At 72.9% G+C, this 15,944-nt stretch carries 11 protein-coding genes; 10 read left to right on the top strand and 1 reads right to left on the bottom strand.

Features of this window, described 5'->3' with window-relative positions:
- Window positions 1-27 precede the first annotated feature (27 nt).
- The 3 genes from FHS13_RS07895 to FHS13_RS07885 all read left to right on the top strand — a co-directional run bounded on the left by FHS13_RS07895 (window position 28) and on the right by FHS13_RS07885 (window position 5,533).
- Window positions 28-2,004: a hypothetical protein gene (locus tag FHS13_RS07895; protein ID WP_184289871.1), complete on the top strand. Its 1,977-nt coding sequence runs from the start codon at window positions 28-30 to the stop codon at window positions 2,002-2,004.
- Window positions 1,994-3,229, top strand: coding sequence for a hypothetical protein (locus tag FHS13_RS07890; protein ID WP_184289868.1), 1,236 nt, complete (start codon window positions 1,994-1,996; stop codon window positions 3,227-3,229). The genes FHS13_RS07895 and FHS13_RS07890 overlap by 11 nt, the downstream gene beginning before the upstream one ends.
- 87 nt (window positions 3,230-3,316) lie before the next feature.
- A complete protein-coding gene (locus tag FHS13_RS07885; RefSeq protein WP_184289865.1) occupies window positions 3,317-5,533 on the top strand; it encodes a serine/threonine protein kinase in 2,217 nt (738 codons plus the stop codon).
- Here FHS13_RS07885 and FHS13_RS07880 read toward each other — a convergent pair.
- Window positions 5,520-6,149 (bottom strand): AAA family ATPase, encoded by a 630-nt coding sequence (locus FHS13_RS07880; protein ID WP_420221934.1) that lies wholly within the window; start codon window positions 6,147-6,149, stop codon window positions 5,520-5,522. The two genes, FHS13_RS07885 and FHS13_RS07880, sit on opposite strands and share 14 nt — an antisense overlap.
- Window positions 6,150-6,466: 317 nt before the next feature.
- Here FHS13_RS07880 and FHS13_RS07875 point away from each other — a divergent pair, with 317 nt between their 5' ends.
- The 7 genes from FHS13_RS07875 (at window position 6,467) to dxs (ending at window position 15,926) form a co-directional block, all read left to right on the top strand.
- Window positions 6,467-7,642 carry an ROK family protein gene (locus tag FHS13_RS07875; protein WP_184289862.1) on the top strand — a complete coding sequence of 392 codons (1,176 nt, stop codon included), beginning with the start codon at window positions 6,467-6,469 and terminating at the stop codon, window positions 7,640-7,642.
- Between the two features lie 278 nt (window positions 7,643-7,920).
- On the top strand, window positions 7,921-9,063 hold the full coding sequence (locus FHS13_RS07870) for a substrate-binding domain-containing protein (protein WP_184289860.1): 1,143 nt from the start codon (window positions 7,921-7,923) through the stop codon (window positions 9,061-9,063).
- A 76-nt stretch (window positions 9,064-9,139) separates the two neighbouring features.
- The gene (locus tag FHS13_RS07865; RefSeq protein ID WP_184289858.1) at window positions 9,140-9,937 is read left to right on the top strand and encodes an ATP-binding cassette domain-containing protein; all 798 of its coding nucleotides are present in this window, start codon (window positions 9,140-9,142) and stop codon (window positions 9,935-9,937) included.
- Window positions 9,937-11,208 (top strand): sugar ABC transporter permease, encoded by a 1,272-nt coding sequence (locus tag FHS13_RS07860; protein ID WP_184289855.1) that lies wholly within the window; start codon window positions 9,937-9,939, stop codon window positions 11,206-11,208. Before FHS13_RS07865 ends, FHS13_RS07860 begins: the two co-directional genes overlap by 1 nt.
- A 501-nt stretch (window positions 11,209-11,709) precedes the next feature.
- A complete protein-coding gene (locus FHS13_RS07855) occupies window positions 11,710-12,975 on the top strand; it encodes a styrene monooxygenase/indole monooxygenase family protein (protein WP_184289852.1) in 1,266 nt (421 codons plus the stop codon).
- A gap of 36 nt (window positions 12,976-13,011) precedes the next feature.
- Window positions 13,012-13,782, top strand: a complete 771-nt coding sequence (locus tag FHS13_RS07850; RefSeq protein ID WP_343064943.1) for a sulfite exporter TauE/SafE family protein — start codon at window positions 13,012-13,014, stop codon at window positions 13,780-13,782.
- 221 nt (window positions 13,783-14,003) lie between these two features.
- Entirely contained in the window at window positions 14,004-15,926 is a 1,923-nt protein-coding gene (gene dxs / locus FHS13_RS07845) for a 1-deoxy-D-xylulose-5-phosphate synthase (RefSeq protein ID WP_184289846.1), read from the top strand.
- Window positions 15,927-15,944 lie beyond the last annotated feature (18 nt).

Raw genomic sequence — 15,944 nt, 5'->3', positions numbered from 1 at the left:
GCTCGGTACGCCCCTTATGCTCGGTCCATGCCTGTTCCCACCCAGGTCGCACGGGGGATCGCCGCGCTGCTCTTCGCCCTCCTGGCAGCCCCCGCCCCCGCCCGCGCTGAGTCCTCACCCCCGCCCCCTCCGTCCGCCGAGCACACCACTCCCGCCGCCCACTACGCCGCCCTGCTCGCGCAGGAACCCGAGGGCGCGGCCGTCGTCGTGGACGCCGCCACCGGCGGCGCCTCCTCCCCGGAGGAGATCGCGCGGGCCGTGCACGAGGCCCTGTCCCCGCTGGGGATCCCCTATTACGCGGTGGTCAGCCCCTTCCCGGGGCACGAGGCCCGGTGGGGCGGGGACACGGTGGTGCCCGCCCTGTACGACAGGCTCGGCGAAGAGGGCCTCTACCTCCGCCTGCGCCCCCGGGGCACCGACCTGGAGCTGGCGGCCCACGGCGTCGACCTGCCCGCCGAGGACATCCGCCTGGCCGTGCAGCTGCACCCCGATCTGGAGTACGACACCCCCGCGACCGAGGTCGTCGGGGTGCTGGCCGAGATCGCGGCCGACCCGGAGAGCGCGCGCGAGTACACCTACGACGGAGGACCCGGCACCCTGCGGTACCTCCTGGACGACCTCGACCCCACGTCCTACACCGGCCCCGAGAACCTCGGCATGCTGGCCGGCGGCACCGCCGGCTTCGTCCTGGTAGTCGGCGGTGTCCTCGCGTGGCGGGCCGGCCGGGGAAGGAAGAGGGCCGGCGGGGGCTCGCGGGGCCGTGCGGCCCTGATCGCCGTGCTCGCCGCCGGCCTGGCCGCGGCGGCCGTGGCGGTGCCCCACGGATACATGGTGCGGGCTCCCGCCGGCCGCCACGAGACCCCCGACCCGGAGGACGAGGCGAGGGCCGGACCGCCCTACGTGGTCTCCACGGCCCGCGCGGAGAACGTGCTGGAGCAGTGGGAGGGGGACCCCCTGTACGTCGACCCCCTCGCGCCGGTGCGGAGAGAGGGCCTGGCGGAGACGGCCGACCTGATCGCCACCGCGGAGCCGCCGGTGTACGCCGCGGTGCTGGCGATGGGACCCGGCGACGACGCCGGCGGCAACCCCGAGCTGCTGGCCGCGGCCCTGGCCTCGCTGTCGGAAAGGGACGGCGTCCACCTCGTCGTCCGCCACCGCTCCCACGGCGAAGGGGTCGAGATCGGGGCCCACGCCACCGGGCTGGGTACCGACCCCTACGACGTGTGGAACGCCGTCCACGACATCGAGGCGGACACCCCCGCCCAGGCACTGGCCGCAGCCGTGAGAGCCCTCGGGGACGTGGAGACCGATCCGGGCGGGCCGGAGGAGCCGCCCCTGGTCGAGTCCGAACCCTCGGTTCCGCGTCCGCGCGGCGAGCGCTTCTCCAGCGGTCTCTTCGGAGGGCTCTTCGGGGCCGGTCCGCTCCTGGGGGTGCTCGCGGTCGCGGTCCTGGGCGTCGCGGCCGGTGTCCTGCGGGGAGTGCGGCGCCGGATCGGCTCCAGGCCGGGGACCCGCCGCCTGCGGCGCCTGGCCGGGGCCGAGTGCCGGCGGCTGGCCCGGCTGCTGTCCTCGCCCGGCGCCGAGCGGATCCCCGCCTCCCTCATGCCCCAGGCCGAGGCCGCCCTCCTGGTGGCCGAGCGCGATCCCGGACCGCTCGACCTGGTCGGCGCCACCGTACTGGCCCGCCGGGTCCTGGCCGCGGCACGGGAGCCCGGCGCCCCGGTCCGGGGCAGGCCGTGCGAGGTCAACCCCCTCCACGGGACCGCGACCGAGCGCGTTCGGACCCGCGGGGAAGGTGCCGCCGGCGCCGCCCGGGTGTGCCGGGACTGCGCGGAGCTCACCGAGGCCCGGAGGCGGACGGCGGTCCTGTCCCTGCGGGGCCCCGGCGGCGCCTTCACGCCCTACACGCACGAGGGGGACAGCCCCTGGATCACCCATGCCTTCGGAGCCCGGCGCCCCGAGCGCATGATCGAACTCGTCCTGGAGGAGAACCGTGTCCGCTGAGAGGACGCTCGCGGCCGCCGCGGCCACAGCCCTGCTGGCGGCGCTGCCCGCACCCGCGGCGGCCGACACCGCGGTCTCGCCCGCACAGGCGGTGGCCGAGGCCCTGGAGGGGGTGCCCGTCCACGTCGACCCCGCCTACGGGACGGCCTTTCCCGAGGACGAGCGCGACCGGGTCGCCGCGCGCATCGGGGCCGAGGACCTGGAGCTGTACGTCATCGCGGTGCCCCTGACCCGGGGAGACCCCTGGAACGGGGACCCCGAGGCCCTGGCCTCGGCGGTCCACGACCGCAGGGGCGGGGGAGAGGCCCACTACCTCGTCTACGGGGGAGAGCAGCTGACCGGCACCGGGTTCGGTACGCAGGGCCTCTCGCCCGCCTATTACGGAGCCCTCGCCGCGAGCTACGGCACCGGCTTCGACGGCGGCCCGGTCGAGCAGGTCGACGCGGCGCTCGACGCCGCCTACTCCCCGGACCCCGAGGCCGCCTACCACGCCGCCCGAGAGGTGTACGAGGAGGGCCGCCCCTCCCACGGTCTCCTGTTCGCGCTGCCCCGGTGGGCGCTCTGGACGGGCGTGCTCCTCCTCGTCCTCCTGGCGGCCGCCGCGGCGCTCCTGGTCGGCCGTGCCCTGGGGGCGCGCACCCGGCGCGGTGTCCTGCGAGGGCTTCCCCAGCACGCGGCGTTCGCCAACGCCGACCGGGCCCGGTTGGAGAGGCTGGTGGACCGCGGCGGCCGCGAACTGGTCGAACTCGGGGAGCGGCTGAGCTCTGCCCGGGGGGTCCCCGCGGAGCGCCTCTCCCGCGCCCTGGACGCCCGGGACGCCGCGGCCGCCGTCCACGACCGGATGCTGCGGGAGGGCACGAACCTGCCCGACGCCGTCGGCGTGCTCGTCCTGCTCGACCTGGCCGAGGACGCCCTGGCCGGCCTGCGCACTCCGCGCCGCCCCTGCTACGCCGACCCCTTGCACGGAAGCGGCACCAGGCCCGTGCAGTGGCGCCAGTTCGGCGGCACGCACAGCATTCGCGTCCCCTTGTGCGCGGACTGCGCCCGTGCGGTCCGGGTCCGGGTCCGGCCCACCGTCCTGCCTGCCGAACACGACGGCGCCACCGTTCCCTACTACGAGGTCCCCGCGGAGCGGAGCGTGTGGGCGGCCACGGGATACGGGACGCTCACCGACGACCTCGTGGCGCGGATCCAGCGGGGAGAACACCGGCGCGGCGCGGTGTGAGGGCCCGCACCCAGGTGTCCGAAACCCCGTTATAGTTCCAACCGTCGTAGAGGGTGCGACGGAAGAGATGGACAGAGGGAGCTTTCCATGGCCGACCCGCAGGGCGGGAACGGGACGGCGGAGTCACCGCGTGTCGTCGGGGACTACCAGCTCGTGCGCTCGCTGGGCCGGGGCGGGTTCGGCGAGGTCTTCCTCGGAGAGGCCCCGGACGGGAGCCGGGCCGCGGTGAAGATGCTGCACGCCTCCTGGGCGGGCGACGCCGACATGCGCCGGCGCTTCGCCGCGGAGGTGGAGCAGGCACGCAAGGTGAGCGGCTTCTGCGTCGCGGAGATCCTCGCCGCCGACCCCGACGCGCCCCGGCCCTGGATCGCCACCGAGTACATCGACGGCCCCACGCTCCACGACTTCGTGCAGGAGAAGGGGCCCCGGAGCGGGTCCGAGCTGCACCGGCTCGCGGTGAGCACGGCCACGGCACTGGCGGCGATCCACGCCGCCGGGGTGGTGCACCGGGACCTGAAACCGGAGAACATCATGCTGGCCGCCGACGGTCCGCGTGTGATCGACTTCGGAATCGCCCGCGCGGTGGAGAGCACCTCCGTGACCGCCAGCGGGGTCGTGGGGACCATCGGCTACATGGCCCCCGAACAGCTGGAGGGCATCCGGCTCACCCCTGCCGTGGACATCTTCTCCTGGGGGTCGGTGATGGTCTACGCCGCCACCGGCCACGAGGCGTTCCCCGGCCCGACCCAGGCCTCCAGGATCGCCCGCATCCTCGGCGGGCAGCCCGAGCTGGGCGGTCTCCCCGAACCGCTGCTCCAGATCGTGGGCAGCTGCCTGGACAAGGACCCCCGGCGGCGTCCGGAGGCCTCCGCCCTGCTCGACCTCCTCATCTCCGGGGGCGGGACCCGTACCGGTGTGCGACAGGCGGCCGCCACCCTCACGGCGCCTCCGGAAGGGCTCTCCCCCACCCGGGTGGCCCCGGCCGGGGGGATCGACCCCACGCGGGTGGCCCCGGCCGAGGGGGTCGACCCCACGCGGGTGGCACCACCGGGCGGAGTGTTCCCCACCACCTCCTACACCGGCGGGGAGACGGGGCAGGAGGGCCGAGCCCCGGCCCCCGGCATGCCTCCTCCGTCCGGAAGCCCCTCCTGGGGAGAGCCCCCGACGCCCTCCGGTGCGGCGGTCGGAGGCAGGCCGCCCTACCACTTCGACGGCATCCGGTTCACCGACCCCGGCTCCCTCGCCGAGGCGATGCAGAGCAACTGGAGCATGGCCGTGCGCGTGTTCGGCGACCCCGTCGAGCGGGCGGCCCTGGGCGCCTGGCTGGTCGACGACCTGGGGGACACCACCGTCGACCGTTCGCTGTTCCGGCGCGCGGCGGGCGACGCCAACCTCTCCCTGGCCTCCTTCGTCGCCCAGCTGCGCCCCGACCTGCCGCCGGTCTTCCGGGGCCGCGGCGCCACCGTCGCGGAGCTCCGCGAGATCTTCACCGACCCCCGGCCGGTCCTCACCGGGGAACCGGTCTCCAACGAGATGGCGCTCCTGGCCCGCCCGGCCGTACTGCGGACCATGGCGCTCCACCGCGGTGTCGAACAGGAGACCCTCCGCCGGCTCGCCGACCAGCTGGACTCCGCGGAGCGTGCGGGCAGCGCCTTCCGGGAGGAGCTGACCGGGCAGCTCGCGGGGTGGAAGGCCGCCGGTGCCGTCAACCCGGTCCTCGTCCTCACCTTCCTGCTGCACCCCGAGCGGATGCTTCCGCCCGCCGCCAGCGACCCGGGGGCCCAGGAATGGGTCGACATCCTCTGGCAGAGGGTGAGCAGCTCCCCGGAGGCGGAGGCCGCCGGGTACGCGGCGGTGGTCTACACCTCCCTGCCGCTCCTCCAGACCCTGGCCCGCGAGCGCCGCTACTGGGAGGAGCGCTTCGCCAAGGTGTCCTCCGAGCACGAGGCCCTGGCCGGCAGGGTCGCCCAGCAGCAGCAGATGACCCGGATCCGCCGCTACTGCAACCTCGCCCTCTGGGGCTTTCCGGCGGGGATGTTCCTGCACATGTTCTCGTCCCTGTTCCTGGAGGGCAGCTGGTTTCCCGCGCTGATCGGCGACCTGCTGATCCTGCTCTCCGTCCTCGGTCTGGCCGCGACGGCCGTGCTCTCGATCGTTCTGCGGGTGGGGTACGGCAACCTCGCCGTACGCAACCAGCGGCTGATGGAGCTCACCCACGTGGGGAGCCAGCTGCCCCAGCTCACCTCGGGGGTGGAGAGGATCCGCGGCGACCTGGCGACCGCCCGCCGCATCACCGGCGGCTGACGGGCGCGGGGGAGGGCCGGCCGTTGTCGACGACCAGGCCCGCGTGGTCGCGGGGGCGGTCCCGCGTGTGGAAGGCCCTCTCCTGGTCCGCCCATGTCCGGCGGTGGGGGGCGTAGGCGTCCGCGTCCGCTCGAACGTCCAGGCGGTCGGCCCGCACCCGGCGCGGGGCCCGCACCCACACCAGCAGGTCCAGGAAGGGGCGGACGGAGGCGGCGCCCGAACCGCACCCCTCCACGATCAAGGTGCCGCCCGCCGCGACGCGCGCGTCGAGCTCCGTCCACCCGTCGAGGAAGCGCCCCAGGGACCAGTCGTAGCGCCGCCACGCGGCCCGGCCGCCGCGGGCCAGGGGGACGAGCACCCACTCCAGCAGCAGCCCCGGAGCCTCCCCGAGGCCGTGCCAGCCCGGGTAGAGGTCCTCCATCGCCACCACGGCCGCGGGTTCGCCCCGCTCCTCCAGCACGGTGCGCAGCCTCTCGGCCACGGTGCTCTTTCCCGAGCCCGAGTGGCCCTCGAAGGCCACGACACGCGTACGGCGGCGGGCACCGACCGCCGACACGGCGTCGGCCAGGCGCTCCTCCCACCGGTCCTCGCCGGTGCGGATACAGGGTACGGTCACGCCTGAACTCTAGGACCTGTTGTGTGGATGCTCTCGCCGTGTCGGCGGAGCCGATCCTCCGGCGAGCGGCCGGCCAGGCGTGCCCTTGCGAGGCGGGGAGCGCAGCTCGGCCTGGTGGGCTCGGCACGCTCTCCGGCGCGGCAAGGGGGCGCCCGGCGGCCGTGCAGCCCGAGATGATCCGAAGAACAGGGCCGAGGAGGTCCCCGGAGTGCCGCGGGGTCTTCGGAGGCCCTCGTTTCCGCTTGCCTTCAATGCTTGTAGCATTCCACGCAACGGGCGAGCAGCGCCGTCGAGCCGACAGAACGCAGGGGGCACGGGTGACCGAAACCGTAGTGACACCGGGTTCCCAGTCCGCACTGCGCCAGGCCAACGAGCGCCGCGTGGTCGAGGTGCTGCGCAGCGAGGGCACCCTCACCCAGGCCGAGCTGGCCCGGGCCACCGGGCTCTCGGCCGCCAGTGTCTCCAACATCGTGCGCGGCCTGCGCGCGGTCGGCACCGTCTCGGTCCGGGACACCTCCTCCAACGGCAGGCGCGCCCGGGCCGTCACCCTCGTGCGGTCACCCGGCGCGGTCGCGGCCGTCGACTTCACCGCCGGGCGCGTCGCCGTCGCGATCGGCGACAGCGGCGGCACCATGCTGTCGCGCGAGGAGATCGCCTACGACGTGGCCGCGGATCCCGGCCGCAGCGTGCGCCGTGCGGCCTGGCTGGTCGAGACGGCCCTGATGCGCTCGCGCATCGACCTGTCCTCGGTGTCGCTGGTGGTGGCCTCGGTACCGGGACCGGTCGACCCCGGCACCGGCGAGGTCGGCGGAATCTCCTGCGTGCCGCGCTGGGCGGGCTTCCGTCCGGCCGAGGCCCTGTCCGAACGGCTGGGCGTGGAGGTCGTGGCCGAGAACGACGCCAACCTCGCCGTCCTGGCCGAGCAGCACGGCGGCGCGGGCGCGGGTGCCGAACACGTGATCCACCTGGTCATCAACGAAGGGGTGGGCGCGGGCATCGTCGTGGCCGGGCAGCTCTTCCGCGGTGCGGGCGGCACCGCCGGGGAGGTCGGACACATCGCCCTGGACCCGCGCGGCCAGGTGTGCAGGTGCGGCAACCGCGGCTGCCTGGAGACCTTCGTGGGTTCCCGCTACCTGCTGGACATGCTGCCCCAGACCGCCGAGATCGCCCGGGGCCCGGAACCGGCGCGGATCCAGGACCTGGTGGCCGCGGCGCGGGCGGGGAACCCCGGCTGCCGCCGCGTCGTCGCCGAGGCGGGCAACGCGCTGGGGCAGGGGGTCGCGATCATGGCGAACCTGTTCAACCCCGAGCGCGTGATCGTGGGAGGCCCCCTCTCCGAGGCCGGGGACCTCCTCCTCGATCCGATGTACCGGTCGATGGAGATGGGGGCGCTGGGCAGCGCCCTGGAACGGCTGGAACTGGTACCCAGCGGGATCGGGCGGGACGCGTCGCTCCGCGGGGCCCTGCGCATGGCTGCGGTCCGTATCGGCTGAGTCGCCCAGAGCTGGGAAAAGGCCCTTTCCCGCGCCTGCGGGCGAGGCGATATGTGAACACTGTACGTGTCCGTGCATGTTCTTGCCGTGCGATGTTGATGTGTGCCTCGTAGGTCACATACGCTCTGACCTGCACGTATCATGACTTAAACGTGTGAACGCAATATCCGTGATGTTTCAGTTATGTGTTCAGGAGTTGACGGCAAGCCGGGGTCGGGGTTTGACTTCACACCATCACTCGCGAGTTCACACCATTCCCCGTACATGAGAGGTACAGCGTGAGTACACGCACCGTTCACCAGCGCAAGGTCGCCGGCGGCTTCGCCGCGGCCGGGGCCGCGCTCGCCCTCCTCGTCTCCGGCTGCGCTTCGCTCACCACCAGCGGTGAGGACGCCGAGAGGGAGACCCACACCGTCGAGGAGGGCTTCCACGTCGGCCTCCTCCTGCCCGAACTCCAGACCGCCCGCTACGAGGCCTTCGACAAGCCCTTCTTCGAGGAGGCGCTGGCGGAGTACTGCCCCAACTGCGAGCTGTCCTACGCCAACGCCGACCAGGACGTGGACGAGCAGCAGACCCAGGCCCAGGCCATGCTCACCGAGGGCGTGGACGTGCTGGTCCTGGACGCCGTCGACTCGGCCGCCGCCGCCGGTACCGTGGCCGAGGCCAAGTCCCAGGGTGTTCCCGTGGTCGCCTACGACCGCCTCGCGGAGGGCGGCGTGGACATGTACGTCTCCTTCGACAACCGCCGCGTCGGCCAGGTCCAGGCCGAGGCCCTGCTCGAGGCCGTGGAGGAGGAGGGCGACACCGGTGACGGCTCGATCGTCATGATCAACGGTTCGCCCACCGACCCCAACGCCGCCGACTTCAAGGCCGGCGCCCACGAGATCCTCGACGGCCAGATCGAGATCGGCCAGGAGTTCGACACCCCTGACTGGTCCCCCGACCAGGCCAACGCCCAGATGGAGGGCGCCATCACCGCCCTGGGCGTGGACGAGATCGTCGGTGTCTACTCCGCCAACGACGGCATGGCCTCGGGCATCATCTCCGCGCTGCGCAGCGCGGGCGTGTCCGTCGAGGACCTGCCGCCGGTCACCGGACAGGACGCCGAGCTCGCGGGCATCCAGCGCATCGCCGCCGGTGAGCAGTACATGACCGTCTACAAGGCCATCGAGCCCGAGGCCCGCATCGCCGCGGCCATGGCCGTGGCCCTGGCCACCGGCGAGGAGCCCGAGCTGGGCGAGGAGCGCCTCGTCGAGGTCGAGGACGCGGCCGGCGAGACCGTCCAGGCCGTCCTGCTGGACCCGGTCGCCGTCACCGTCGACAACATCGGCGACACGGTGGTCTCGGACGGGATCTACTCCATCGAGGAGATCTGCACCGACGACTACGCCGACACCGACTTCTGCAAGGAAGCCCAGTAGGCAGCCGGCGCGACGCCCCGGGCGGGGCGGGGCCCCGGCCCTGCCCCGCCCGGGACGAGAGAAGAGAAGCGAACCCATGAGCACACCAGTCCTGGAACTCTCCGGGATCTCCAAGACCTTCGGGGCGGTCCGCGCGCTGAGCGATGTCGACTTCCAGGTCGGCGAGGGCGAGGTCGTCGCCCTGCTCGGAGACAACGGCGCGGGCAAGTCGACCCTGGTCAAGGTCATCTCCGGAGCCCACCCGGCCGACAGCGGCGGCACCATCCGCTGGGACGGCCGCCCGGTCTCCATCAACTCCCCCTCCGACTCCCAGAAGCTCGGCATCGCGACCATCTACCAGGACCTCGCCCTGTGCGACAACCTGGACATCGTCGCCAACCTGTTCCTCGGGAACGAGAGCCTGCACTTCCCCGGCACCCTCGACGAGGTCGAGATGGAGAGCCGGGCGATGGAGCTGCTGGACTCCCTGTCCGTCAGGATCCCCAGCCTGCGCGTCCCGGTCGCCTCCCTCTCCGGCGGCCAGCGCCAGATCATCGCCATCGCCCGCTCCCTCCTCGGACAGCCGCGCGTGGTGATGCTCGACGAGCCCACCGCGGCCCTGGGCGTCGCCCAGACCGCCCAGGTGCTCGACCTCATCGAGCGCCTGCGCGACCAGGGCCACGGCGTGGTCCTGATCAGCCACAACATGGCCGACGTGCGCGCGGTCGCCGACCGCGCCGTGGTGCTGCGGCTGGGCCGCAACGCCGGGGACTTCCCCATCGCGGAGACCAGCTACGAGGAGATCGTGGCAGCCATCACCGGTGCCGCCGACAACCCGGTCAGCCGCCGTTCGGAGCGCACCGCCTCCCCGGTGCCGGCCACGGAGGACAAGTGATGACCCAGCAGATCGACGCCTCCAAGGCCGAGGGCGCGGCCGCTCCGCAGGCCCCGCGCGACCCGCGCCTGCTGACCACGGTCGCCTCGCCCAAGGGGTGGCTCCAGGCCGCCCGCCGCAACCTGCGCGGCGGGGAGCTCGGACCCTTCCCCGTCATCATCGGCCTCGTGCTGATCGCGATCGTCTTCCAGTCGCTCAACGACCGGTTCCTGTCTCCGCAGAACCTGTCCAACCTCACCGTCCAGATCGCCGCGATCGGCCTGATGACCGCCGGCGTGCTCATGGTGCTGCTGCTCGGTGAGATCGACCTGTCCATCGGGTCGGTGGCGGGCCTGTCCGCCGCGGTACTGGCGGTGCTCGCGGTCAAGCAGGGGATGCCCGAGTGGCTGGCGATCCTCGCGGCGATCGCGGTCGGCCTGCTCATCGGCCTGCTCCACGGCGTCGTCTTCGCCAAGGTCGGGGTGCCCGCCTTCGTGGTCACACTGGCCGGCCTCCTGGGCTGGCAGGGTGTGCACCTGTACCTGATGGGCTCGGACGGCACCATCAACACCAGCCCCAACGGGGCGATCGCGATGCTGACCCAGACCTACTTCGTGCCGGTCGTGGGCTGGGGCCTGGCCGCCCTCGCGATCGGCCTGTACGTGGTGTCGGTCCTGACGGCCGAGCGGCGGCGCCGCAGCAGCGGGCTGCCCTACAAGCCGCCGGCCGAGATCCTCCTGCGCACCGCCCTGCTGGCCCTGCCGATCCTGGGAGGGGTGTGGGTGCTCAACCAGTACAAGGGCGTCCCGCTGGCCTTCCTGATCTTCCTCGGCACCGTGGTCGTCCTCGACCTGGTGCTGCGCAAGACCCGCTACGGCCGCATGGTCTACGCGGTCGGCGGCAACGCCGAGGCCGCCCGCCGCGCGGGGATCCAGGTCGACATGGTCCGGATCTCGGTCTTCGGCATCGCCTCGGCCCTCGCCGCCCTGGGCGGGATCCTGCTGGTCTCGCGCAACTTCGCGGCGAGCGTGTCCACCGGTGACGGCGCCGAGCTGATGATGGCCATCGCCGCGGCGGTCATCGGCGGCACCAGCCTCTTCGGAGGTCGGGGCAACGCCTACTCGGCCCTGCTGGGCGGCCTGGTGCTGGGTGCCATCACCTCGGGCCTGCTGCTGCTCCAGATGGACACCTCGGTGCGCTTCATGATCACCGCGGCCGTCCTGCTGGTGGCGGTCGTCATGGACGCGGCCTCCCGCCGAGGGCGCAAGACCCACGCCAGGGGAGGAGCCTGACAGCCGGTGCGCCGCTCCTCCCCGGTGCACCGGCTTCCCTCCCCTCCCCGGGGCGGCCCCTCCACTCCTGGCCGCCCCGCTCGGCCCCGGTCCGGACCCCGTCGTCCGGACCGGGGCCTTTCCTGTGCCGCGCTCGCGTGTGAACATTTGTGACTTCGGGCACTTTTTTCCTGCTGTGTCGAACGGATATGGCCTCCCCGTGCGGCGAGCCGGCCGCTGCGGTGGGGGTAGGGCGCCTCTCCACCCTCGAACGGGACATCAAATGCTTCTGTGACGCATGTGAACTGCGGGAACGCCCCGATGCGCCTCGGGCGCCCGGGGCGCCGGAGGCGTCTTCCTCGCGGCCGGGGCCGCAGGGGCCCAGGTCCCGGGCGAACAGGGCCGAAGGTCCCGGCAAAGAGGGGTGAAAACAGCGTTTACCCGGCTGCTGTTAGGTTCACCGCGACCGACCGAAGTCCGCCACGGGCCGCTGTGCGCACGTGCGGCCCCAGAAAGAAGACCATGCGAAAGATCCTTGTCGTCGGAGCAGGGCAGTCCGGCCTCCAACTCGCCCTCGGACTGCTGTCCGAGGACTACGACGTCACCCTGGCCACCGCAGCCGGCCCCGACGAGCTGAGGGCCGGACGTGTGGCCTCCACGCAGTGCCTCTTCGGGCCCGCGCTGCGTCGGGAGCGCCGCCACGGGCTCTCCTTCTGGGACGGCGAGGCGCCCACCGTCCACGGTGTCGGCGTGCGCGTCGCCGATCCCTCGGGCGGTCGCGAACCCTCCCTGGCCTGGGTGGGGCGACTGGACGAGCACGCCCGGTCGGTCGACCAGCGCCTGAAGATGGCGGCCTGGATGGAGCTCTTCGCCCGGAGCGGCGGCAAGCTGGTCCGCCACCAGGTGGCGGCCGAGGAGCTGGACCTTCTGGCCGCCGATCACGAGCTCGTCGTCGTGGCCACCGGCCGCGGCGGCCTGTCGGAGATCTTTCCCCGCGACACCTCCCGCTCGCCCTTCCGGGCACCCCAGCGCTCGCTGTCGCTGGTCTACACGTCAGGGGCGGCGCCCCACCCCGACGGCCCGATCCTGGCCCGCAGCATCGTCCCGGGGGCGGGAGAGGTGTTCAGCCTGTCCACCCTCTCCCTGAACGGCGTCTGCGACGCGCTCATGGTCGAGGCGGTCCCCGGCGGCCCGCTGGACCGCCCGCTGCCCTTCGACGCCCCGGCCGAGGAGGTGCTGGCCAACCTCCTGGAGGTGGTGCGCCGCCACGCTCCCTGGGAGTACGAGCGCTTCGCCGGTGCGCGCCCCGCCGACCCCAAGGCCTCGCTCAGCGGCGGATACACGCCGGTGGTGCGTGAGCCCGTGGCCCGTACGCCCGGCGGGAGAGTGGTCCTCGGGATGGCCGACGCGGTGGTCAGCAACGACCCCATCACCGCCCAGGGCGCCAACATGGCCTCCACGGCCGCAGAGGTCTACCGCCGGGCCATCGTCGACCACGGCATGCGCCCCTTCGACGAGGCGTTCATGCGCCAGGCGTTCTCCGACTACTGGCTCCGCGCCCGCCAGGTGACCGCCTGGAGCCGCGTCATGCTCTCCGGGCCGCCGCACGTGTGGGAGCTGTACCGCCTCGCCTCCCGCCACCAGGAGACCGCCGACCGCTTCGCCAACTCCTTCAGCGATCCCATGGGGCTGATCGAGTGGTTCCTGCACCCGGAGCGGGCCCTGGAGTACGTGGACAGCATCAGGAGGGCAGAACCCGACCGGCCGTCCCATGTTCCGACCTGGTGACGAAAATCGGACGAAATGCGGTGTAACGTCCTCACCGTGCCCGTAGAACTCTTCTCTCCCAGTGGCCACGGGGTTCTCGGTGAGGGCGAGGCCTGGACGTTCCTCGCCCTCACCGCGCTCGCGGTACTGGCCGGGGCCGCCGTGCAGAGCACGGTCGGCCTCGGTCTGGGAATGGTCGCGGCGCCCGTCGTCTCGCTCCTGGACCCGACCGTCATGCCCGGCGCGCTCCTGGTGACGGCTGTCGCCCTGCCGGTGCTCACCCTCCTGCAGGAGTGGCGGAACGTGGACCTGAGGGCCCTTGCCTGGGGCCTGCCCGCGCGCGTCCCGGGAACCGTGGCCGGGGTGTGGGTGGTCTCGGTGCTCGACCCCCGGGCACTGGCCGGGACGATCGGGGCGATGGTCCTGCTCGCCGTCGTCCTCTCGCTGTGGTCGGTCCGGGTGCGCATCACCCCGGCGTCGCTGGTGGCGGCTGGCACCCTCTCGGGCGTCGCGGGCACCGCCACCTCCATCGGAGGACCGCCCATCGCCCTGCTCTACCAGCACGAGCCGCCCGCCCGGGTCCGCGCCACCCTTGCCGCCTTCTTCCTGTGCGGTGCCGCGATCTCCCTCACCGGCCTGGCCCTGGGCGGGCAGCTGGACGTGCGGGCCGTCGCCCTGGGCGCGGGTGCGACCCCCTTCCTCGCGCTGGGATTCCTGCTCGGCGGGGCCCTGCGCCGCCGCGTCGACGCCGGCCGGCTCCGGGCGGCGATGCTCGCGGTGGTCGGCACCTCGGCGCTTTTCCTCCTGGCGCAGGCGCTTCTCGGGTAGCGTCGGGGTCCACCCTGCGGGACAAAGCGAGTAATGTACGCGCACAACCGGGGAACCGGATTTCCTGGTCCGCCGCCGGCCATACGGCCCTGCCGCGCCAAGACCATGGACGGAGCCCCATAAACTCGGGTATGTATACCTGCCGGTAGCCGAGACCGGTCCACGCACACGGGACCGGAAGGGCTCCGACCGACACGCTGGACGAGGGGACTGACGAGACAGTGACACTGTTCGAGTCGATACACAATCCGGAAGCGCTCAAGAGGCTCCCGGCCGAACAGCTCCCTGCTCTGGCACAGGAGATCAGGACCTTCCTGATCGAGTCGTGCGCGCAGACCGGCGGACACCTGGGCCCCAGCCTCGGCGTCGTCGAGCTCTCCATCGCGCTGCACCGGGTCTTCGACTCCCCCAAGGACCCCATCCTCTTCGACACCGGCCACCAGGCCTACGCGCACAAGGTCCTCACCGGCCGCCACGACTTCACCGACCTCAAGTCCGAGGGCGGCCTGTCGGGCTACCCCTCGCGCGAGGAGTCCGAACACGACTTCATCGAGAACTCCCACGCCTCCACCGCCCTGTCCTACGCCGACGGCATGGCCAAGGCCAACGAGGTGCGGGGCCTGCGCGACCGCACCGTGGTCGCGGTCATCGGGGACGGGGCCCTCACCGGAGGCATGGCCTGGGAGGCGCTCAACAACATCGCCGAGCGCAAGGACCGGCGCCTGGTGATCGTGGTCAACGACAACGGGCGCTCCTACTCGCCCACCATGGGCGGCCTCGCCGACCACCTCGCCTCCCTGCGCATGGCCCCCGGCTACGAACAGGCCCTGGACCTGGCCAAGACCACCCTCAACCGCACCCCCGTGGTCGGGCAGCCGCTCTACGAGGCCCTGCACGGCCTCAAGAAGGGCCTCAAGGACGCTATCCAGCCGCAGATGATGTTCGAGGACCTCGGCCTGAAGTACCTCGGCCCCATCGACGGCCACGACGAGCCCGCGCTGGAGAAGGCACTGCGCCGCGCCCGCGACTTCGGCGGTCCCGTGATCGTCCACGTCCTCACCCAGAAGGGCAAGGGCTACGCGCCGGCCGAGAACCACGAGGAGGACCAGTTCCACGCCCCCGGCCCGTTCGACGTGGCCACGGGCAAGGCCAGGTCCGGACCCAAGGTCCTCAAGTGGACGTCGGTGTTCGCCGACACCATGGTGGAGATCGGTGCCGAGCGCGAGGACGTGGTGGCCATCACCGCGGCCATGCTCCACCCCACCGGCCTCAACAAGTTCGCCGATGCCTACCCCGACCGCATCTTCGACGTGGGCATCGCCGAGCAGCACGCCGCCACCGCGGCCACCGGCATGGCCATGAACGGCCTGCACCCCGTGGTCGCCGTCTACGCCACCTTCCTCAACCGCTGCTTCGACCAGGTGCTCATGGACGCGGCCCTGCACCGCCAGGGCGTCACCTTCGCCCTGGACCGGGCCGGCGTCACCGGCAACGACGGCGCCAGCCACAACGGCATGTGGGACATGTCGATCCTCCAGGTCGTACCGGGGCTGCGCCTGGCCGCCCCCCGCGACGCCGAGCGCCTGCGCACCCTGCTGCGCGAGGCCGTCGCGGTCGAGGACGCCCCCACCGTCGTGCGCTACCCCAAGGGCGCCGTCGCCGAGGAACTGCCCGCCGTCGGCAAGCTCGGCTCCATGGACCTGCTGCGACGCGCCTCCGACAGCGGCAACGCCGACGACCTGCTCATCGTCGGAGTGGGCACGATGGCCCATGTCGCCTGCGAGACCGCCGACCGCCTCGGTGCCCAGGGCATCGGCGTCACCGTCGTCGACCCGCTGTGGGTCAAGCCGCTGGACGAGGCGCTCGTCGCCGAGGCCGCCCGGTACAGCGTCGTCGCGGTCGTGGAGGACAACGGCCGCACCGGCGCCGTCGGCGACGCCGTCGCACGCCTGCTGCGCGACCACGACGTCGACGTGCCCGTGCGCACCTTCGGCATCGAGCAGGAATTCCTCTCCCACGCCAAGCGCGACACCATCCTCCAGCAGCAGGGCCTGACCCCGCAGGAGCTCTCGCGCAAGCTCACCGAGACGGTCTCCCGGCGCACGGAGGCCTCCGACCGCGCCCTGGCCGACGAGACGGCCTGAGCCGCTCTCCGCCCGGCC

The sequence above is a fragment of the Nocardiopsis algeriensis genome (assembly GCF_014203695.1).
GTDB lineage: Bacteria > Actinomycetota > Actinomycetes > Streptosporangiales > Streptosporangiaceae > Nocardiopsis > Nocardiopsis algeriensis.
The sequence above is the reverse complement of the archived record's forward strand: the minus strand, read 5'-3'. Positions and strand labels throughout refer to the sequence as shown.

Excerpts from the sequence above, each read along its gene's own strand:
- FHS13_RS07895 (WP_184289871.1), top strand. The coding sequence starts at position 28 with ATGCCTGTTCCCACCCAGGTCGCACGGGGGATCGCCGCGCTGCTCTTC.
- FHS13_RS07885 (WP_184289865.1), top strand. The coding sequence starts at position 3,317 with ATGGCCGACCCGCAGGGCGGGAACGGGACGGCGGAGTCACCGCGTGTC.
- FHS13_RS07865 (WP_184289858.1), top strand. The coding sequence starts at position 9,140 with ATGAGCACACCAGTCCTGGAACTCTCCGGGATCTCCAAGACCTTCGGG.
- FHS13_RS07860 (WP_184289855.1), top strand. The coding sequence starts at position 9,937 with ATGACCCAGCAGATCGACGCCTCCAAGGCCGAGGGCGCGGCCGCTCCG.
- FHS13_RS07855 (WP_184289852.1), top strand. The coding sequence starts at position 11,710 with ATGCGAAAGATCCTTGTCGTCGGAGCAGGGCAGTCCGGCCTCCAACTC.